Source organism: Scopulibacillus darangshiensis, from assembly GCF_004341035.1.
GTDB classification, from domain to species: domain Bacteria; phylum Bacillota; class Bacilli; order Bacillales; family Sporolactobacillaceae; genus Scopulibacillus; species Scopulibacillus darangshiensis.
In genome coordinates this window covers 13665-33788 of record NZ_SLXK01000021.1, presented here as the reverse complement: position 1 = coordinate 33788, position 20124 = coordinate 13665, and the positions used below count along the sequence as shown (strand labels likewise).

The 20124-nt window shown below is 41.1% G+C and carries 18 protein-coding genes and 1 pseudogene; 4 read left to right on the top strand and 15 right to left on the bottom strand.

Annotated features, from left to right (window positions below; all coding sequences use genetic code 11):
• Nucleotides 1–356 precede the first annotated feature (356 nt).
• On the bottom strand, nt 357–2090 hold the full coding sequence (locus EV207_RS13930; RefSeq protein ID WP_132746768.1) for a sigma-54 interaction domain-containing protein: 1734 nt from the start codon (nt 2088–2090) through the stop codon (nt 357–359).
• Nucleotides 2091–2461: 371 nt separating this feature from the next.
• Here EV207_RS13930 and EV207_RS13925 point away from each other — a divergent pair, with 371 nt between their 5' ends.
• From EV207_RS13925 to EV207_RS13915, 3 genes are all read left to right on the top strand, one after another.
• Nucleotides 2462–4018 carry a helix-turn-helix domain-containing protein gene (locus EV207_RS13925; protein WP_243647083.1) on the top strand — a complete coding sequence of 519 codons (1557 nt, stop codon included), beginning with the start codon at nt 2462–2464 and terminating at the stop codon, nt 4016–4018.
• Between the two features lie 213 nt (nt 4019–4231).
• A complete protein-coding gene (locus tag EV207_RS13920; protein WP_132746766.1) occupies nt 4232–5365 on the top strand; it encodes a M24 family metallopeptidase in 1134 nt (377 codons plus the stop codon).
• A gap of 27 nt (nt 5366–5392) precedes the next feature.
• Nucleotides 5393–6805, top strand: coding sequence for a sodium:solute symporter family protein (locus tag EV207_RS13915; RefSeq protein ID WP_132746765.1), 1413 nt, complete (start codon nt 5393–5395; stop codon nt 6803–6805).
• A gap of 102 nt (nt 6806–6907) precedes the next feature.
• Here the strand turns inward: EV207_RS13915 and EV207_RS13910 are convergent, their stop codons facing one another.
• The 7 genes from EV207_RS13910 to EV207_RS13880 form a co-directional block, all read right to left on the bottom strand.
• The gene (locus EV207_RS13910) at nt 6908–7384 is read right to left on the bottom strand and encodes a DinB family protein (RefSeq protein ID WP_132746764.1); all 477 of its coding nucleotides are present in this window, start codon (nt 7382–7384) and stop codon (nt 6908–6910) included.
• A gap of 489 nt (nt 7385–7873) precedes the next feature.
• Nucleotides 7874–8263: a cupredoxin domain-containing protein gene (locus EV207_RS13905; RefSeq protein ID WP_132746763.1), complete on the bottom strand. Its 390-nt coding sequence runs from the start codon at nt 8261–8263 to the stop codon at nt 7874–7876.
• Between the two features lie 262 nt (nt 8264–8525).
• Nucleotides 8526–9494, bottom strand: coding sequence for a phosphotransferase family protein (locus EV207_RS13900; protein ID WP_132746762.1), 969 nt, complete (start codon nt 9492–9494; stop codon nt 8526–8528).
• A 12-nt stretch (nt 9495–9506) separates the two neighbouring features.
• On the bottom strand, nt 9507–9797 hold the full coding sequence (locus tag EV207_RS13895) for a YciI family protein (RefSeq protein ID WP_132746761.1): 291 nt from the start codon (nt 9795–9797) through the stop codon (nt 9507–9509).
• A gap of 55 nt (nt 9798–9852) precedes the next feature.
• Entirely contained in the window at nt 9853–10356 is a 504-nt protein-coding gene (locus EV207_RS13890; RefSeq protein ID WP_132746760.1) for a VOC family protein, read from the bottom strand.
• Nucleotides 10357–10423: 67 nt separating this feature from the next.
• Nucleotides 10424–10942, bottom strand: coding sequence for a DinB family protein (locus tag EV207_RS13885; protein ID WP_132746759.1), 519 nt, complete (start codon nt 10940–10942; stop codon nt 10424–10426).
• A gap of 81 nt (nt 10943–11023) precedes the next feature.
• Nucleotides 11024–11569, bottom strand: coding sequence for a cysteine hydrolase family protein (locus EV207_RS13880; protein WP_132746758.1), 546 nt, complete (start codon nt 11567–11569; stop codon nt 11024–11026).
• 178 nt (nt 11570–11747) lie between these two features.
• On the opposite strand from EV207_RS13880, the pseudogene EV207_RS23915 reads away from it, so the two are divergent.
• A pseudogene (locus tag EV207_RS23915) lies at nt 11748–12073 on the top strand (DUF2568 domain-containing protein).
• Nucleotides 12074–12093: 20 nt separating this feature from the next.
• On the opposite strand, the gene EV207_RS13865 reads toward EV207_RS23915, so the two are convergent.
• From EV207_RS13865 to EV207_RS13840, 7 genes are all read right to left on the bottom strand, one after another.
• On the bottom strand, nt 12094–12609 hold the full coding sequence (locus tag EV207_RS13865; RefSeq protein ID WP_132746756.1) for a GrpB family protein: 516 nt from the start codon (nt 12607–12609) through the stop codon (nt 12094–12096).
• Nucleotides 12610–12691: 82 nt separating this feature from the next.
• The gene (locus EV207_RS23110; protein WP_165886947.1) at nt 12692–12868 is read right to left on the bottom strand and encodes a hypothetical protein; all 177 of its coding nucleotides are present in this window, start codon (nt 12866–12868) and stop codon (nt 12692–12694) included.
• Between the two features lie 105 nt (nt 12869–12973).
• Nucleotides 12974–15649, bottom strand: coding sequence for a phosphoenolpyruvate synthase (locus EV207_RS13860; RefSeq protein ID WP_132746755.1), 2676 nt, complete (start codon nt 15647–15649; stop codon nt 12974–12976).
• A 408-nt stretch (nt 15650–16057) separates the two neighbouring features.
• Nucleotides 16058–17158, bottom strand: coding sequence for a Gfo/Idh/MocA family protein (locus EV207_RS13855; protein ID WP_132746754.1), 1101 nt, complete (start codon nt 17156–17158; stop codon nt 16058–16060).
• Nucleotides 17159–17226: 68 nt separating this feature from the next.
• Entirely contained in the window at nt 17227–18231 is a 1005-nt protein-coding gene (locus tag EV207_RS13850; RefSeq protein ID WP_132746753.1) for a Gfo/Idh/MocA family protein, read from the bottom strand.
• A gap of 96 nt (nt 18232–18327) precedes the next feature.
• On the bottom strand, nt 18328–19344 hold the full coding sequence (locus tag EV207_RS13845; protein ID WP_132746752.1) for a LacI family DNA-binding transcriptional regulator: 1017 nt from the start codon (nt 19342–19344) through the stop codon (nt 18328–18330).
• Between the two features lie 319 nt (nt 19345–19663).
• A complete protein-coding gene (locus EV207_RS13840) occupies nt 19664–20101 on the bottom strand; it encodes an SRPBCC family protein (RefSeq protein ID WP_132746751.1) in 438 nt (145 codons plus the stop codon).
• Between the last annotated feature and the right edge of the window lie 23 nt (nt 20102–20124).

Sequence of the window (20124 nt, the reverse complement as noted above, 5' to 3'; positions counted from 1 at the left end):
AAATTCCTTTAAAATAAACTTTTCTCCCAAAACACTTGCACATGTTTTTCAAATTTTTATACATTTCCCCCTCCTCCTTACACTCTTTCTAATTGCAAATTCCATGCCAACAATGAAGAATCAGCTCAACAACTAACAAAAAACAAGAATACACAGAATTCTTAATGTAGATGGACCTTCCTCCTAATGGTCTATACTGGTGTGCCAAACAAAACAATTCAAAAAAGCACCCTGCGGGTGCTTTTTTGGCATTTCAGTAAGTTTTTTTTGAATCGCAAACCAAAAATGACTCATTTATGCTAACTACCTTTTATAGGAGACTGGTAGGGATGGGTGATTTTAACGACAAGTGGATGTCACTGATTGGCATGCAGTTTATATTGTTTCAACTTCCGGACAATCGTCGTTTGACTAGTTCTTAGCTTATGGGCTATCTCATACGTACTGCCATACCTCTGAACGGCAGCGATCAAAACCTTCCGTTCAGCGATTTCTTTCGCTTCTTTTAAAGTCATCTCCTTCTCATATTCACCCTTTAGATCATATTCTTTTTGATCATGTATCGGTTGGCCATATTCTTGTTCACTATATTCCTGTTGACCATATTCAGCCGGAAGATGCTTCACAGTTACGACGTCTTCAGTAGCCATTAAAATCAGTCTTTCCACTAGGTTTGACAATTCACGCACATTTCCCGGCCAATTGTAATTGTAGAAAAACTCTTTTAATCCCCGGTCAAATTCCTTCTTCATTAAGTATTTCGTGTTCAACGTATGAAGGAAGTGATAAACGAGTGGTAAAATATCTTCCTTCCGTTCTCTCAAAGGAGGGATATGAATCGGTATGACATTTAACCGATAGAATAAATCTTCACGAAACTCTCCTTCTTTCACCATTTGTTTGAGATTGCGGTTCGTGGCGGCGATCAATCTAACATCTACATCAATCATCTTTGTTCCACCAACCCGTTGAATGCTCTTTTCCTGCAAGACCCGGAGCAGCTTAACCTGTAATGTTAATGGCAAATCGCCTACTTCATCTAAGAACAAAGTACCGTTATTTGCCAGTTCAAACATACCTTGCTTCCCCGTTCGTTTGGCACCGGTAAAGGCCCCGGCTTCGTACCCAAACAGTTCCGATTCTAATAGGTCATGCGGGATTGCGCCACAATTGATCTTTACAAATTTCCCATTCTCATATCGACGACCTGAACGGTGGATGTGTTTTGCCAAAACATCCTTTCCTACTCCCGTTTCTCCGAGGACTAGAACGGTAGCGTCTACTTCTGAAATCCGTTCCCCCAAATCGAATATTTCTAACATGTCAGCGCTTTTGATAATCGCATCTGGATCCCGACGATTCTTCGATTTTAACTTCTCCAATTCTTTCTTGTAGTAATTATTTAACTCCAACGCCTTTCTCAGTTCTTGATAGACCTCATCCAGTTCTGAAAAATTACGGGCGTTTGTGACAACTCTTACAATTTCCCCCTCTTCGTTGAAAATTGGCTTTCCTGTTGACAACCTTTCTTTACCAGCGTTATTGACCGTCAAGATAGTGACTGTCTGCTTCTGTTCTAGAACCTTTAAAGTTACCGAATCTTTCAGATATCCGTCTTTAACAAGAGTTCTTACGTTTTTTTCGATAAAATTTTCCTTAGAAAAACCGGTGCATGTTTCGATTGCCGAATTTACTTTTAAAGTGTTTCCTTCTCCATCTGTAATATATATTACATCAAATGAATCTTCGATGATTGCGTCTAGTTCTTGGTTGACTTGACTTAATTCGTGGATTTTTTGTTGAACTTTTTGGATATAAGCACCATCGTTAACGACATAAAAGAGGCTTGCTTGTCCATCATCTTCACATTCATTGCAATTCAGAGCGTAAGGTTTACCCTCAAGTTGGGCTGAAATAATGTTGTGTTCATAAGATGTCCATTGGTCAAACAACTCTTGTATGTTAATCCCGTCGGCCTTTTTTGCGAAAAGTTGAGCAAACCTAAAATTATATCGCCTGATAACCCCGTCATGATTTGTTACTACTACTGGTAACGGGATGTTTTCTAACCACTGTTCTGTATGCCTCATCCATTAGCCCCCCTTGTTCATTTCAAGTTTAATAGCAATAGTATTAATTGATAGAATAATCATATAACCTCATCTGTTCTGGAGAAAAAGATTTTGTCGGAGCTTATTCAATATAAGGTTATCTTACAGTAAAAGCATGAATATTTAAACATATCCGAACATTACTTACCCAACTTCCTCACAGTGAAATCGGCAAATAAGCCTTAATATAACTAGGAAGGCCATTCATAAAAATGGCTAAATCCATTAACCCATCATCATATTTCACAACTGATTTGAATTACAATAGAAGGACAATTATGACAAGCAATTTTTAGAGGACAGCACGAATTAGAAAATGTAACTAATTTGGAGAAAACGAGGTGCAAAACATGATCACAGTCAACCGCTTATTAGAAAACCTTAACCCGTACGATGTAAGGCTAATATCCGGCCAAGGCGGCGTGGACAAGCCGTTAGAATATATTAACATTCAAGAATTTGCACTTAGGAGCGAACGGATAAAAAAGAATGGCGTTATATTGACTACGTTTACCTCATTCCTTGAATCGGGAAACATCATCGAACATTTGCAGTGGTTGTCATCAAAAGAAATTCGTGCGATTGGCATCCACACTGTTTTCATTAAGGACATCCCGGAGGAGGTCATTCATTTCTCGAACGCTAATGATTTTCCTATATTTTTGTTGCCTGAAGACATGTCGTACCAGCAAATTATGCAAATCTACAGTGAACTGCTGATGGAAGATGCCAATACAGTCCGTTTGGAGCTGGAACAAAGGAATATTAGTATGTTACGAGCGGTGGCTTTGGATAAGGATTCACAATATATCATTTCAATAATGGGAAAGCATTTGAATTTACCCATTATCCATCTGGATAAGTCACTGAATATGAAATCATATTGGTCTGCCAGTTATTTTAGCAAAACAGACATCCAGGACGTTGTAGACAAGCTGCTTTTAGAACAAAAGGATGCTATGTGCGAAGAAATAACAATAGATTATAAGCCATTAACAGGAAATGGCGGTCACTATTCCTTTAAGTCACTGCCGATCATGGATAGCAAAAGTTCTTATGGGGCATTAGTTATTGGGATGGAAAATGACTTTTCGTTGTCGGATTGGTCAGTTATTAATTATGGCAAGACAGCACTTCTTTTAGATTCGGTAAAGCGCAACTCGGTGGAAAAGTATCTAAAGAATAAGGACATGAAAATCATTGAATCGATTTTAGAGCCGCCAAAAAAAGAAGCAATCAATTTTCATGATCTCTCAGCGCATTTTAAGCAACCTTGCCACATTTATTTAATTGCCACTGACAATTCGGTTGCCTTAAATAGGGCATTCGAAGCCCTATATAACCATGTTGAAAAGTGGGAACCGGACGCCTTAATATGGATTTACGACAATCAAATTATATGCTTCTTGAAGAGCAAAAGTCTTTCTGACATACTAACTGATTCAAGTGAGACATTTAAGGATGTCTATTGCGGTGTCAGCGAAAAATCAGAAAGTGCAAATGCTGATAGTATCCAAGAGAAATATGAACAGGCCAAGCTTGGCTTAGAAATTGGGAAAGCAAGAAAGACAATGATCAACGAGTGGGACAGTTTGGGCTATGATAAATGTCTTTTCACTTTAAGCCAAAAGAACATTTTACAGCGTTCTGCTAAAAGTTTGCTGGCGCCATTGATCGAGCACGATAAAACATTTGATTCTGAATTGATCGCTACCTTAGCTGTTTATCTAAATACCTACTTTAGTCTAAAGAAAAGTGCAGAGCAGCTATTTGTCCATAAAAATACAGTGAAATATAGAATATCCAAAATTAAGGAATTATACAAAGGGGTCAATTTTGAAGATCCGGAAACCTACTTGCTTTTCTCTTCAACATTAAGATTGTATGAGATAGAAAAGAACATCTAGCAGCGGAACAATTTACGAGAGGACAAAAACCAGGCTATTTTTTGTTCTCTTGAACTAATGCATTCATACCCTCACTATATTAGAGTCAATAGTAACACATGATAAATACTGACTTTTCATAAAATGAGACAAGTTATGAAACCTTTAATGATAGCGCTGTCATCTAGGATATCCAGTATTTATCATAATACTATTTTCACGAGGTGAAAAACTATGGATACAACGAAAAGAGTAGAGAAGCTAAGAGAAATCATGGCGGATAAAGGCATAGATTTATCGGTTATAACAAATTTTGAAAACCAATTTTACTTTAGCGGTTTAAAAGCGATTACCTATTCAAGGCCGATTGTTCTTGCCGTAAATGATAATAGTCTTAGCTTAATCGTCCCTTCATTAGAAGAGACACACGCCAAAACGGTGACAAAAGCCGACAAGCTATATGTATACCATGAGACCTTCATGGAAGATGGCAACGGGGGATCCCATATCGAATACTTAAAATCGCTAATCTCCTCATATCCACAAGGAACAAAGGTTGGTGTTGAATTTTCATCGCTGCCTCTTCAATTAGGGAATATCATGAGGGATGCGGGACTTGAGCTCGTAAACCTCGATGCTGAGATTGCAAAAATGAGATACATTAAGGATCAAGATGAAATTGATTTAATCACAGAGTCAGGACGTCTGGTCAGTTTGGCGCTTAAAACTTCCCTCGAGAATGCAAGAGCAGGAATCACTGAAATAGAACTTGATCAATTTGGCAACCATGCTTTGTTTACTGAAGTGGCACAGCAACATCCCGATTCGACACTCGATTTCTTTGTGATGTCCCCTTCCGGCTTAAAGAGAAGCATCTTGCCGCATGTTTTTTCGAACACAAGGAAACTAGAACAAAATGACATTGTCATTCATAGCCGTCAAGTCGGCCTTAACGGTTATCGCGCCGAGTGTGAAAGGACATTTTTTGTTGGCGAACCGACGGAAAAACAAAAGGATTACTTTAAAATCGCATCCGAAGCGCAATTAGCAGCCTTGGATGTCATCAAAGCCGGCGTTACTGCGAAGGAAGTGAATGAAGTGGCGCGGCAAATTTTCAAAAAGGCTGACGTCGAACAATACAGTATCCATAGAACGGGTCATGGCATTGGCATCGGCCTTCATGAAGAACCTTCCTTAAGGTACGATAATGACCTTATCCTGCAGGAAGGGATGGTTTATTGCGTTGAGCCTGGATTATATGTGCCCGGAATTGGCGGGTTCCGCCACTCTGACACTGTGGTGCTTACAAAGAAAGGTTCTCAATTAATTACACATCACCCTAAGGAATTAGAAGCTTTAACTCTATAACACAAAATGGATAAGGCGGGGGTAATAATGAATGCATACTTAGTTGGGGTTGGGGCCTACCTATTGATCATGGCGCTTATCGGTGTATATTTCAGCAGAAAATCTGTAAAAGGCAATGAAGACTTTATAGCTGCGGGCCGGTCTTTGCCGCTCTGGATCGTAAGCGGGACGCTTTTGGCAACGTTTGTAGGTTCTGGAACTGTCGTCGGAGGGGCAAGCTTTATTTACCAGTATGGCCCCTTTGCTGCCATTTTTAACTTGTCAGGCGGCATTGTAGGCACAATTGTACTATACTTCTTGGCTGGAAAGATCAGAACAGGCAAAGCTTTTACAGTGCCTGAATTGATCGAAAGAAGGTTCGGAACCGCTGCTAGATTAGTATCCTCTATCATTATCTTGTTGGCGTTTATCGGTATTACAGCATATCAATTTACCGGGGGAGCTTATGTTTTGCAGATAACAACCGGGCTGCCAATAGAAACCGGGTCGATCATTATAGGCGTATTGGTCATTTTTTTAACAGTAAGCGGCGGATTGTTCTCAGTCGCATATACAGATGCTATCAGCGCATTATTGATCGTAGCCGGTTTCTTGCTCGGTCTCCCCTTTATTTTACATTCAGTTGATGGTTTCTCAGGATTGGCTGCATCCTTGCCAGAAACGACAAAATCATGGAATGGCGGACTTAGCGTCCCTCAACTTCTAGGTTTCTTTTTGCCTTTATTCCTTCTAGTTTTGGGTGACCAAAATATGTATCAGCGTTTTGGCGCGGCTAAAGATCCTAACGTTGCAAGAAAATCAACAATCGGCTTTTTTCTCGGCAGCTGTTTGGTTATAAGCTTAACCATCATTATTGCCACGTCAGCCATTGTCTTATTTCCTAGCATTGCCCCTGATACAGCAGTATTAAATATGGCGATAAAAGGTTTGCCTTTACCGATAGGGATGATCGTTTTATGTGCTACTGTGGCCTTTATTATAACAACAGCTACGTCTTACCTGCTGTCTGCTTCCGGCAATATTATCTATGATTTATTTAAAAGATACAGCAAGAAAGATATAAGTGATAAAAAGTTGTTAAAGTACAATCGCTTTACGGTGATCGGTGTGGGTGTGCTCGCTTATGTCCTGGGCATGTATTTCCCGACTGTATTGGAGCTGCAAATGTACTCTTACACCATGTATGGCGCCGCGCTGACACCGGCCATTTTGGCGACAGTGATGTGGAAAAGGGCTACTAAAGCTGGCATTTTGAGCTCAATGATAACAGGGGCTGTGGGTACTATTCTTTGGGAAGTTGTTTTAGACAAGCCGTTTGATTGGAACAGTGTCCTGTTCGCATTGCCTCTTTCGGTGCTGGCATTAATCATTGTTAGCCTGCTTACAAGCAACAAAAGCAGGATCGAAAACAATGAAAAACCTTTTATCGTTAATGACTGACATGCTTATTAAGAATAGAATTAGGGAAAAAGGTAAGTAAAAGGGGACGTGCTTTTCTTGTTCTCCTTTTACTTCTTAATATTTTCCCGCGGAATATACAAATTATTCTCGCTTCTTTGGCCAAGAGCCTTGTTGTTTGCGAATTAATACAATTTGCCCTATATGGTATACGTTGTGCAAAATCTGACGAGCCAGACCCCCAACAAGTTCCTCTTCCAGCTGACTGTCATTAACTTGTGCTAGTGATTTACGCAAATTCTCACAAATTAGGCGTGTTTCTGCCAAGACTGCCTCCCATTTTTCAGAATCTGCTGGTTCCCCGACATCTCCAAATGTAGCTTTGTTATTAGATGCCTTTTTTCTAGGCGTTGTGCAACTGATTTGTCTAACAAGTAGGGAGTTGTAATAATTTAGATGGTTCACAGTTTGCCAGATTGTATTCCCTCCTCCAGGGGGTTGCCAGCTTGCATCTGTGGAATTTAAACCCTTAAGAGCAGATTCTAAAGGTAAAAACCAGGTCTCAGTATCCCAACTAAAGTCATATTCCATGCGAAAAATATCCATCAGTTCTAGGTTCATTTGCTTTCTCCCTTCACCTCAAGTTAATCTTTCCCGTTAACTGTATTCCGTTGACAAACCGGATCATAGCTTCCATCAAAATTAAACTGGTAGTCGTTGTCGATTCGGATGTAACCGAGAATGCAGTGTTGCCTATTCCTGCGAAAAACGCTGGAGTAATTCTTATTATCCCTGTTTCCCTCTATAGATGAATAGTGGCTTCTTGTTTTTTTACTGAGCTTTCCATAGTCAGCAGCATGTCATTAACAAGTACACGAACGCTTTCAATCCCCGCTGTCTCCTTCTCAAAGATCATTCTTTTGCCCCCTCTTCTGACATTGATTAAGATTTTAGGATTTTTATCGGACTGTCATTGCCAGTTTACTAATCTATGTATAAGATTACCATATCATTACCCATTTTTGGTAGTTTAAAACTCTGTGCTGCTATCCTGCTCTTAATCCAATAACCCAAAAAGCAAGGCCCACGGGCCCTGCTTTTTTTGGCTTGTTATTTGACGACGATTTTCCCGACCATTCCTTCTTTATAATGGTACCGGCATATCAGCTTGTATGTACCGGGCTTTTTCGGTTGCACAGTAATGGTTTTCTCTTTTCCAGGCTCAACCTCGGCGTCAATGCCGAGCTTTTTCACAGTGAAGGTGTGCTCTTCTTTTCCTTTGTTACTCAAAACGATCGTTGTCGGTGTTCCCTGGGGAATGGTGATGACTTTCGGATTAAAGTAATCATCGTTCAGCTCGACTTCGATCGCTTTCGTCTTCTCCATAGTCTCTTTATAAGCGCCGGATTTGGCAAATGCACTGAGTGGGCCTGAAGTTGCCAGAAGTGCAATCGTCAGAAGCAACATAGCCGATACCGTTATCCACTTTTTCATAGACATTCGAACATCCCTCCTTTCCTAGCGCTATTTTTATCCAATCCATAAAAAATTATCATGAAAAATTCAGTTCCAATGTGCCCGGTCTAAATAACACTTCCTCAGGAAAAACTTGCAATGCCCTCCACTGAATTAAAGGCTTCTTGCGAAAAAGCGCTCATATGCATTATGAGCGCAGTATTATTTAAAACAAACGGCCCCACCATTACTGAAATAATAGGGCTTTTTGATAAGTTATTTTTTCGTTGCTGAACATTTTAGCTTTTCAATAACCACCCCAATTTTCCATCGTTTGCGTGATTAATTGCTTAATGTCACGGACCCTATTGATTCCGCCGTGACGATTATTAAGCAAACTGCACAAGGCAATGAGGTCAACCAGCTTTGCGACCTTTTTCCACTCATCGTGCAGTACGATACCGCCCGACTGCAAGCCTTCAATAAAGGCATGTTCAAATTCGGCAAAATGAGGGATATTCTCATACCGCAGCATGTTGCCAATATCAACATAGACCGGGCCGGCGAATGCAAATTCCCAGTCAAGAATCCCGGTTACTTGAGAGTTATCTTCCGAGACTAGTATATTTAACCCATTGTAATCACTATGTACAAGAGCAGGCGCAGGATCGATATCTTCCAAAAGGTGCTTATTCGTCCGGATAAAATCCCATAATTTGCTCGTCAGCTCGCTTCCCAGCCAGTGACTTGTATGACCATCAATTAAAAATTGCTCCATGAGCGTATGAAAAGTATCAGGCTTTATTTTCAGTGGTTCGTTTATGTCTAATGCTCCATTGAAAAATCCGGATCTTGGGAACATGTGTTTCCTTATTTCAGACAGCCAATAGCCGGCAGAAAAAGCCGATTGTCTTATCGGCTTAACATCGCCGCTATACATCACACCTTTAAGCTGAATCCCTTCCTTCCATTCCATAACGGCAAACGATTTTTCCCCATTACATTCACTATAATAGATTTCCGGAACAGGCATGTGCTTGTGCAATCTGCCGTGCAAGGCATCTTCAACCTGGCAAATGTTTTGGTTGCATACCCTAAGAACCAACGGATGATCTAATGAGTCTATTTGCAATTTATAATTTGAATTGCTGAAGCCTCCACCTAAAACTTCAGTAGACTTAAGGCTTTTTCCTGGCATAAAAGCTTGCAGCATCTCTTCAATCTCTTGCACAGATAGTAGACGAGCCGGTTTCATCCTTTCCCAGTTTTCTTTCATAATTATCCTCCATCAGTTATTTATAAATGATGAGAACGCTTCATCATATTTCGTCGGTGTGAACTTAATGATGTCATACTCAGCAATGTCGTTTTTATAAAAGGGATCTTCTGCAATCATTTCTTTCACAGCATCCGCGTCATTCAAATTAACGAGCATAATGCCGCCCGTTCTAGGTTCGCGCCGACCGGAGAATACAATCTCCTTTCTCTTATAATGCTTATCAAGGAATTCTGTGTGCTCCTGAATAAATTCGTCGACTGCGCTTAGTGGTTTGATATATTTTAAAAGAACGATAAACACGGTGCCAACTCCCACTCTGATTTTCGATTTTACCAACAGGATAAATGACCTCAGATTATTTCATTTTTAGGGCGGTGGTTAAGGAGTTCTGAACATACTTCATGGCTTCGATATACTCTTTTTGCTTAGAGCGTTTTTCCGCCTCTTCTTGATCCAGGTCCTCCACCCTTGTTTGAATCCACCAGATGTTTCCCAACGGGTCGCGGACACGGCCGACTCGGTCACCCCAGAAAAGGTTTGTCATCTCTGTTATAGGGGCAGCACCAGCCTTCAGTGCTTGCTCGTACACAGCATCACCATCTTCAACGTACAATCGGAGAAAGCCCGGTGTCTCTGGCCATTCTTTGCCCGCGTCAAACATCATCACAACCGAGCCGCCAATTCGAATTTCTGCATGTCCGATCGTGCCGTCTTCGTTATGAACCAAAAAGTCGCCGTGCCCGTTAAAAGCTTCTTTTATAAAATCAATGAGCTCTTCTGTGTCCCTAGTGATAATCCAGGGGGTGACTGTGTTATAGCCGTCTGGAATCGGTTTTACTTTGTTTAATTTCTCCGCCATCTTCATTTCCCCTTCACCGTTCAGTAAAATAAAATGTCAGAAGCACAAAGGCCATCAAATTGGTTTTCTATTTCCTCTGCAATTCCCTGAGCATTTGAAAAATCTGGCCCCTATGATGGGATTCATGCTCAATCAAATGGTAAACGACCCACTCGGGCGTGACGTCATACTTTTCAAGCACCCTCGACGTACGCCAATCGGTTAAGTCCATTGACAGAAAGTGGGAAAGAAATACCTCCCGAACCATATCAAGACGGTAAACATGCTCTTCTATGCTCTCCCCTTCAAAGTGTGTTAAAGAGCCATCTTCAGAGCGGACATTTAACGGAAACAGTAAGCGAATGAGCGGGTCCCATTCCGAACAAAGGACTTCTTCATATAACCAATCCGCCTCGATTAACGCAATGTGATACAATAGTGAACCAATTGTTTGCCTTTCATCAATTTTGGTGTCGAGTATCCGCCAGTCCGCGTCCTTTAATCCTGTTATAAGCGTACTGCGGATATCTTCCAAAGCCCATAGCCAGCGGCCAATTTCTTCTTCATATTCAGGTAACGGAGTCATTTGCAATGATCTTCTCTCCAATGCGTCACTCTCCTCGTAAATTGCATTCTATTAAAAAGAGATGCTACCTTTTTTACTCGCTTTGTTGCTTCTGACACTTTTTTAGACTCTATTTTTTGAAAGGACATCAATTGAAAACTCAACCTCTCTTGTTTCCTTAAGGTCAGCAAAAGCATTGCCCAACACCTCATTGTGATGATCAATGATTTGTTTGGCGCTTAGGGTATTGGAATCCCAAGTCCGGTGGGCATCTTTGACTAGTGTGACATGAAAGCCGAGACTAAATGCCCGGCGAGTCGTCGTATCGACGCAATAATCGGTCGCATTTCCGGCAATAACAAGATTTTGGATTTGTTCTGCTTGAAGTTTTTCATGAAGATCGGTTTCATGAAAAGAATCCGGAGTTTCTTTTTGGATGACAACTTCCTCCTCATTTGGCGCAATAGACGGATGAATTTCCCAAGCAGGTGTTCCAGTGACGAATTCTTCATCATTATGTTGCACAAAAAAGACGGGGACGCCGGCGGTACGCGCCTTATGAATTAATTCCTGAAGATTTTTGAGAAGCTGTTCGCCATCGTATATCGGGCCTGACTCGTCAAACATGGCATTTTGAACATCAATAACAAGTAAAGCAGTCTTTTCCATTTTTACATCTCCCCATAATTAAAGTTCTAAAAAGGTATTCGCCATAATGACATAAATACCTCTACCAATTCATTAACGATATAACTCCAAACAAAAAGTAATGATTGACACCTAGATTACTGTCGGATATATTATGATCAACACTTGAATCGTTCTCGTTATGGGGAGATAAATTGGGATGAACAAAGGCTCTTCAAAGAGGTGCAGTCTGATGATCATTTTAAAATCTGCTAATCTATTGTTGCGATTTCTCTTAGAGTTGTGTTTGCTTGCTTCACTTGGTTATTGGGGATTTCAGATTGATGCGGGAATGACCGCAAAAGTTGTACTGGGCATTAGCGCGCGTCTGTAACGGTCACCTGGCAAGTTCGTCTGATTTTAGAATTTATCCTCTTAATTTCAGCCGCCGCCTGCCTTTCCGCTTCCGGACATTCCAATTTGGCTATTGCTTTTGCGGCCGTTTGGCTCATCAACCGGTTTTTGATTTATGTCTGGAGACAATGAGAAGAGTGGCAAGATTTGCGCTATAGACCTTTATACCAAAGGAGTGCCTTTCTTTCTAATTCCTTTACAAATCGGTCCTTGCCATTCATATAAGACACAATGTCCCTCGGAAACTGATTGGCAAGGGTCTCTTTTAGATCTCCATACAGCTTAGCCTCTTCAGCATGCGTTAGAAGATAGTCTTTTACAGCTAAATGGCGATTAATATCCTCATTATTATCCACCTGAAATACATGGACTTGATGTGTTCTGTTATCCCCGCCCTTTCTAAAATACCGTCTTCCTTTAATGCCAAACTCACCCAGGGATTCGTAGCCAATCCCGTTCATTTGCTCATTAAACGAATCGATTTTTTCAATCTGCTTTACTACCGGCATCATATCAATGATTGGTTTAGCTTTTAGACCGCTAACGGAAGTGATGCCTATATGGTGAATAGCCTTACATTCATCACCAAAGATATCTTTAATCCTTTGCGATTCTTCATTGAACATTTGCTGCCATTTTTCATTATGTTCTTTTACCACGACCTTCATAAAACGCTTCATCCCCATTCTCGTAAGTAGATCGTTATTTTCCGTAAGTACCCTGATTGGTTCTGTAACAGCTTTGTTTCACTTAAATGGATGTTCCACCTTTGATTTTGTAGCCTTGCAACCAGGCCCCGCCATGAATGAGGATAATACCTGGGTGTTTTTCCGCTTCAGCCGGATAGCAGACATCAGCTTTTAACTTCTCATCACCTATTTCCTTGAAAATCATATTTTTTTCTTCTCTAATTGTTACCATTTTCAATGACAGCCTCCTATGTTTACAAACGTTGCATGTTTCATCAATCTCTTTGGGAAAATCATAAGGATAATCGGTTAGGTTAATTGTAGCCTCTTTTGTTGACAAGTTCTATTCACTAGCCACATCGTCCAATATTTGCACAAATCCGTTGGTCCCATCTACCCGTATGTTAGCACCGTCCTTAATGATTTCCGTCGCTTTTTCGATGCCTACAACGGCTGGAATGCCATACTCACGGGCAACAACCGATCCATGTGTCATCATTCCTCCGACATCGGTAATGAGCCCGACCGCCGAGGTAAAGAGAGGCGTCCAACCTGGATCAGTAAAAGGAGCAACGAGTATTTCACCAGGACTGAGCTTTGCATCTTCCGGCCTGAGAACAACCCTTGCGACCCCTTCTACCATTCCGGCAGATACAGGGGTGCCTAAAATAGCTCCTTTTGGTGCTTTTGCATCACGCCGTTTACCCGTAAGCATTTCGCCGTCACTTGTCATCACGCGTGGCGATTTTAGCTTCTGATTCAACTCATGCTGCTTTTCTCTGTCTTCTTCTGTTTCTTGAACATTCCCTGAAAAACGGTTTTCAATTAAGTCGCTAAGTTCCTCCAGCGAAAAATAAAACACATCCTCTTCGCGCCGCAATACGCCTTTTCCTACGAGGCTTTTCGCTTCATCTAGAATCGCGCGTTTGTACACATACAGAATTCGAATCACTGCGAATTTGTGGTGCTCCCTCATCCCCATTAGATGGCGATACAAATTGACTAACCGGGATACCCTTCTTTTTTCAAAGGAACGAAACTGCGAGACAATCTCCTGCCCCGCGGATTCTGCCTCCTGTTCGCCTTGTTTGAATTTTTTTCGATGTTCCCCAGGAGATGCTGTCCGGATATTGCCGATAATGGAAGGGATGAGCTGTGTGGGATCCTCATGCCATCTCGGTTTTGTGATATCAATTTCACCTGCGCATCGCATCCCGTATTTTTGCAAAAACTGTTCTAATTGCAGCTTAAATTCGGTTCCGCCGGGAATCTTCATCAGTCCTTCATAAAAAGTGCTGCTGTTTGCTTGTTGTAAATAATCGATGACTTCCGGATACTTTCTTGCTTCGTCTGCAAGGTCGCCTATCGCCAAACCCATTTCGGTTGTGATATTGCCAGGCAATGATTTGTATAATTGGCTTAATAAAAGAGCGGCCTGTTCATCTCCCACTTTATTTTCCAGCATTTTTTCAAGCATTCCTGAAGCGATAACGCCTGTAATTAAATAAACGGCGATTTTGGAGAGCACGTCTGGCACCATGGCTCCCATGCCTTGTTTTATCATGCGAATCCGATCCGAACCGGTCACACTGAATACTTTTTTCTCGGTTTCCTTAACAGTATTTTCAATAAAAGCTAACACATGTTGATTCGCTTTTTCCGGATCTTTAAAAAACAAGTTGTTCACAACCTTTGAAGCTGCGGGAATGATGATCGGCGCGATTTTTCTGCCAACTCGAAAGACTTTCTTCTTTGGTACGGAAATTTGCCTAAATTGTTCTCGGCTCGTTGCTTCCGCCAAAGCCGACGCCAATAATTCATCCATGCCGCTGAGTATTTTCACCATTCGGTTTCGAAGCGGTTTTAATGAAAGAGCACCTGTAAAATCGGCAAATGCCCTTCCTCCAGCACCATGCAGCAATTGACCTTCTAAAGAGTCTGGATTTTCCTTTAAAAAATTTGTAATGTTACTCAAGATGGATATGGCCAAAGGTTTGATTGGGTCGGTCATGACCTGTATATAGTTAAAATTAATAAATACATGATATTTATGATCTGCAACAGGTGGTATGGGATATAGGGATGTGATTGGCCGGCTTTGAAGAATGTAAAACTGTCCGTCCACCAAAGCCCACTCTATGTCTTGTTCCAAGCCATAATAAGCTTCGATTTTCTGGCCCAATCTTGCCAGTTCAAGAATTTTATCTTCTGGTAATGCCGGCAGCTCTTGTTCCTCATAAGGAAGATTCTTAGTTACAGTTCCCCCTTCGGGAACAGAATAGATTGCTTTCTCTTTCTTTGAAATCTGTTTTTTTACTATTTCACCGGACCGCACCTGGTATAAGTCCGCAGTAACCAAACCGGATACGAGGGCTTCCCCCAGTCCAAAGCTGGCGTCGATGGATATGGTTGAACGATGTCCCGTGATCGGATCTGCCGTAAACATGATACCGGAAACCTCGGGAAACACCATTTCCTGAACAACAACCGATAGAAAAACAGAACGGTGATCAAAATTATTTTTTGCACGATAGGAGATGGCCCGATCAGTGAACAGGGAGGCCCAACAATTTTGGATAGCTTTGAGAAGTTGGTCCGGCCCACAGACGTTCAAATAGGTATCCTGCTGTCCCGCAAAGGAGGCTGTCGGCAAATCCTCAGCCGTCGCACTTGAGCGAACGGCATAGGCTTTATCCTTACCTGTTGTTTCCCAAGCCTTCAATACGGCTGACCTGATATCATCAGGCATGGAAATAGATGTGAGGTGTTCCCGAATCCGTTGCCCCAATACACGAATTTGCTCTAAATCATCATATCGAACTTGGTTCAGCTGGCGAAACAGATCACTCATCTCTTTGCTCGTTTGAATAAACGTACGGTAAGCAAATGTTGATAAGCAAAAACCTTGGGGCACTGGAAAACCTGCTTTTGTCATTTCACCAAGGTTTGCCCCTTTTCCACCTGCATAAGGTAAATATGACTTGTCTATTTCATTGAATTTCAGCACATATTTTTCCATTATATTCACTCACCCTCTTTCATAGCTTTATTAAAAAATAATCAATAATAGTTTATTTGGTTTCCTTAAAAGAAGTATCTATAATGCCTTTATCTTAATATGTACAATATAAAAGACCAAGCATGACATATTATTTTTTTGCAATGCCGTCACCGAAAATATCCAAACACAAGTCGAGGGCTTCCTCTATTGCATACTGATCTCTATTTTCTGTTGAAACTATTGCCTTTAAAACTCAAACCCTACATGACTTTTCTATGGTAGTCCATAAAAAATAGGCACCGATACGCTAATATCGATGCCATAAAATGTATACCCTCATCCCAATTGTTATTCCGGTTTCTTTTCTCCATGTTTCTTATCTGAATAGATAAAGCCATGACAATTCTCCTCTTCGTCTTTACTGCTTCATAACAAAACATTCGTTTCGTTAAAATAAACAGCTTTGCCCGTTTTGGCAGATTCATAGATTGCTTCTAAAATTTGCGTGACAACAAGAGCTTCTTCAGGCTTTACAGTAGGTTCCGTGTCATTTAGTATACTTTCAATCCAAAGTCTGGCTTCCAGATCTGAATCACTTTCTTGTTTTCCATCATAGAAAGCCACGCCGCCAGAATCTAGTTTAACGTTGGTTGTAAATAATTGGCCATGATTTTCCCCATTGATGCGCAGCCCATCCTTCATATCAGCCCCTCCAACAGTGCCGCTTAAGGAGCATTTTGCCTCATCGACGTCTAATGAATTCAATGCCCAGCTTGATTCCAAAACGATGGTCGCACCGTTTTCCATCGTGATAAATCCAAATGCCGAATCTTCCACCGTAAATTTTTCTGGATCCCAAGGGCCCCAAGCATTGGCGGCATCTTTTTTACTCCCTAATTTGTGATAGGCTGTTCCTAACACAACCTTGGGTTTGTAATTATTCATCATCCATAGCGTTAAATCTAACGCATGGGTGCCAATATCAATTAACGGGCCGCCGCCCTGTTTCTCTTCATCAAGGAATACACCCCAGGTTGGCACTGCGCGGCGGCGGATCGCATGAGCCTTGGCATAATAAATCTCTCCTAGGTCTCCCTTGTCAGCCACCTTATGTAAATATTGGCTGTCCGGTCTGAAGCGATTATTATAGCCAATGGTCAGCTTCTTGCCAGAATGCTTGGCGGCTTCAACCATTCGCAGGGCCTCTTCCGATGTTTTCGCCATAGGTTTTTCACACATGACATGTTTCCCAGCATCCAAGGCGGCTACTGAAATATCAGCGTGTGAACTATTTGGTGTACAGACATGAACCACATCAATGGATGGATCTTGTAACAGTTCGTTATAGTCCTCATATACCTTGGCATTCTCTATCCCGTAGTCTTGTGCCGCAAGTTTTGCCTTTTCCAAAACAATGTCGCAAAAAGCGCTCATTTCAACCTGGTCTATCTTGGAAAGGCTTGGCATATGCTTTCCATTCGCAATCCCGCCGCAGCCAATAATCGCTATTCTTAATTTTTCACTCATCTGTTATTCCCTCCGTATAAGTCATTTTTTAATCTGCCTTTTTAATGAAATCTGCTAAGTCTTCATTTTCACTTCATATCGCTTAATCTCACCGTAGTGTTTTTTTGAACTGATAGCGCCGCAGCCTCGTTAATTAATGTTAAATTGAGCATATCCTCTTTTGTAATTGAGGATGCAACATTATTGCTAATCGCTTCGACCCATTGGTTGATCGCCATAGGCAATGGAGAAGGCAAGCTTTCCGGGACAACCCAGCCCTTATCATTAAAATGACTGCTCTTAATCCGGATCGTCTCGTCTTCGATTAATAGCGCCCCTTCCGTGCCATATAATTCAAGTTGGAAGGGGCTGCCGCTTGAAACAAAACTTGCCTCAATGGCCCCCATCGCGCCAGACTCATAGTCAACTAGCACAATCGCATTATCATCGACCTCGTGGGTTAATGTTGATTGCATCCGGGCAGTGACCGCAGTTGCCGGACCAGCCAAGCGGTTTGTCAAATAAATCGGATGTGCACCAAGATCAATCAATGCTCCCCCGCCGCATTGTTCCTTATTGAAGAAGTGCTCAGGCAACCAGCCATTGGAATGTCCCTTAGGCGGCACAGCCCCATTATGCGCGAGGCGGCATCGAATCATCGTTAATTTTCCAAGCCAGCCTTTGTCGATGGCTTCCTGGGCGTATAAATAATAATCTTCCGTTAACCGAGGCAGAGACAACATGAGTTTAACGCCATTTGATTCAATGGTTGAGAATATCTCCTTACAATCTTCTACCGTAAATGCTAATACCTTTTCTGTGAAAATATGTTTCTTATTTTCGGCTGCTGCAAGGATCACATCTTTGTGCCGGTTTGTCGGTGTATTGACAATAACCGCGTCAATGTCCGGATTTGATAGCACAGCATTTAAATCCTCCTCAAAAGGGACGCCTAACGCATTCGCCCATTGCTTCCCCCGCACCGGATCCTCATCCCACACCATTTGAATTGATAGGTTCGGGTTTTCTTCAGCCTGCCTTGCATAATCCTCCGCGTGTACATGCCATTTACTTAATAAAGCAACATTAATCAAAAGTACCCCTCCATATATTATTTCATTGGAATGACTAAACCTATTAACCAATTTGTAATCGATTACATTTCCTCTTCTAAAAATATATTTGTTATTTTAAGAGGAATCGATCACGTTCGATTTTGCACCGCAAGATTCACGAACAATCATTTGCTCTTCAAGAACAAACTGCTTCATATTTAACTTCTCTTTTTTCATAAGGCTAAGAAGTAATGCCATAGCTGTGCTGCCAATTTCAAATGTAGGTTGAGCGACCGTTGTGAGCTCCGGCTCAAATATTGAAGCCATTTGAATATCATCAAACCCAACAACTGCAATATCCTCGGGTACAGAAAGCTGACAATGCTTAATTGCTTTGATCGCACCTATAGCCATTTCATCATTTGCAGCAAACACTGCCGTTGGCGGGTTTTGCAGAGCCAATAATTTTTTCATCAGCCGATAGCCCGATTCGTAGGTGAAGTCACCTTCTTGTATTAAAATTTGATCAATCTCCAAGTTGTTTTGGGCCAATGCTTGTTCAAAACCCTTTAACCGATCCCGGCCAAGAATAACATTCTTTGGCCCCGCTATATGAGCAATCCTATGATGTCCCAATTTAATCAAATGGCTTGTTATTTTTCGAGCGCTGCTAATGTTATCAATTGAAACAGTTGGAATGTTCGAACCCTCCAAATATTCGCAAGCCAGAACGATTGGATAACTGTCAGATAACTCCTCAACCAAATGGGGCGTTGTTCGTGCGGTAAGTAAAATCACACCATCAACTTGTTTATAACGTAAATGATTTAGATATTCTGACTCATTTTCACTTTTATTTTGTGAATCTCCCATCAAAACTTGATAACCATTTTTATTGGCGACTGATTCAATGCCTCGCAGAACTTTTGAGAAAAAAGTGTTTGCGATATCAGGAACGACCACAAGAATTGTTTTGGTTTCCATTTTGCGAAGTTGTCTTCCCAAAAAATTAGGCTGATAGTTCAGATCCTCCATCGCGGCTAATACTTTCCGTCTTGTCTTCTCAGTAACGTTCCCTGCATTGGAAAGGACACGGGATACTGTTGCTGTTGAGACTTTCGCCAACTTTGCCACATCTCTTAATTTAGTCATAAGCAATTTACCTTTCAAAAATGTAATCGATTTCTTTTTTAAAATAGCACAATCTTTAGATATTTACAATACTAATTTGTCACTATTCCTAAAATTTAGCCTAATTTTATAAAACCAGCATAAATAAGTCCAAAGTGGCAAGAATTCGGTAAACACTGAATAATGAGGTCAGGTCTGTCTTTATGTATTTCATGATCACTATGGTCTGCAATAATTAATCCATGCTCAAAATGTCCCAATAAAACAAGAAAGGGCGCTTCCTTATACCACAAAAGCGTCCTTTTCTTAAATAATGCAACTTATGCTGCACTGTTATTAACTAGTGAACTAACGATGCTCTCAAATTATTAATCCCATGTTCCATATAACCCTTTAAACAGGTTAACGTATATACCCAACCTTCTTTTTGTCCTAACATTTTAGCTATAAGATCAGGGTCATCTTCTTTCAAACCAGATTCATTTACTTCAACAAGTGTACTATCGTCCTCTTCTTTCAGCAGCATTGCAACAATCGTTTCTTGGCCATTTTCCCCCCATGAAAACACTATTTTCTTGTTGTCCTCGACTTCCAATACATTTATAACTCCTTCCGCATTGTATTCTTCATATCTCAACGTAACCCTCTTGCCTTGTTCCCATCTTTCAGAACTTGATGTGAACCAAAAGTTCCCGATTTTCACAGGGTCTACGATAGCTTCAAAAATTTCATTCGCCGGTTTGTTAATCTTTAATTTCGTTGTGACTTGAGTATTCATTCTGAATCATCCCTTTATAAATT

Coding starts and splice junctions, on each gene's coding strand:
- EV207_RS13855 (WP_132746754.1), bottom strand. CDS start 17,158: ATGAGTGAAAAATTAAGAATAGCGATTATTGGCTGCGGCGGGATTGCG.
- EV207_RS13910 (WP_132746764.1), bottom strand. CDS start 7,384: ATGAACCTAGAACTGATGGATATTTTTCGCATGGAATATGACTTTAGT.
- EV207_RS13890 (WP_132746760.1), bottom strand. CDS start 10,356: ATGGCGGAGAAATTAAACAAAGTAAAACCGATTCCAGACGGCTATAAC.
- EV207_RS13865 (WP_132746756.1), bottom strand. CDS start 12,609: ATGAAGGTCGTGGTAAAAGAACATAATGAAAAATGGCAGCAAATGTTC.
- EV207_RS13840 (WP_132746751.1), bottom strand. CDS start 20,101: ATGAATACTCAAGTCACAACGAAATTAAAGATTAACAAACCGGCGAAT.
- EV207_RS13930 (WP_132746768.1), bottom strand. CDS start 2,090: ATGAGGCATACAGAACAGTGGTTAGAAAACATCCCGTTACCAGTAGTA.
- EV207_RS13925 (WP_243647083.1), top strand. CDS start 2,462: ATGATCACAGTCAACCGCTTATTAGAAAACCTTAACCCGTACGATGTA.
- EV207_RS13900 (WP_132746762.1), bottom strand. CDS start 9,494: ATGAAAGAAAACTGGGAAAGGATGAAACCGGCTCGTCTACTATCTGTG.
- EV207_RS13845 (WP_132746752.1), bottom strand. CDS start 19,344: ATGACTAAATTAAGAGATGTGGCAAAGTTGGCGAAAGTCTCAACAGCA.
- EV207_RS13920 (WP_132746766.1), top strand. CDS start 4,232: ATGGATACAACGAAAAGAGTAGAGAAGCTAAGAGAAATCATGGCGGAT.
- EV207_RS13915 (WP_132746765.1), top strand. CDS start 5,393: ATGAATGCATACTTAGTTGGGGTTGGGGCCTACCTATTGATCATGGCG.
- EV207_RS13905 (WP_132746763.1), bottom strand. CDS start 8,263: ATGTCTATGAAAAAGTGGATAACGGTATCGGCTATGTTGCTTCTGACG.
- EV207_RS13860 (WP_132746755.1), bottom strand. CDS start 15,649: ATGGAAAAATATGTGCTGAAATTCAATGAAATAGACAAGTCATATTTA.
- EV207_RS13880 (WP_132746758.1), bottom strand. CDS start 11,569: ATGGAAAAGACTGCTTTACTTGTTATTGATGTTCAAAATGCCATGTTT.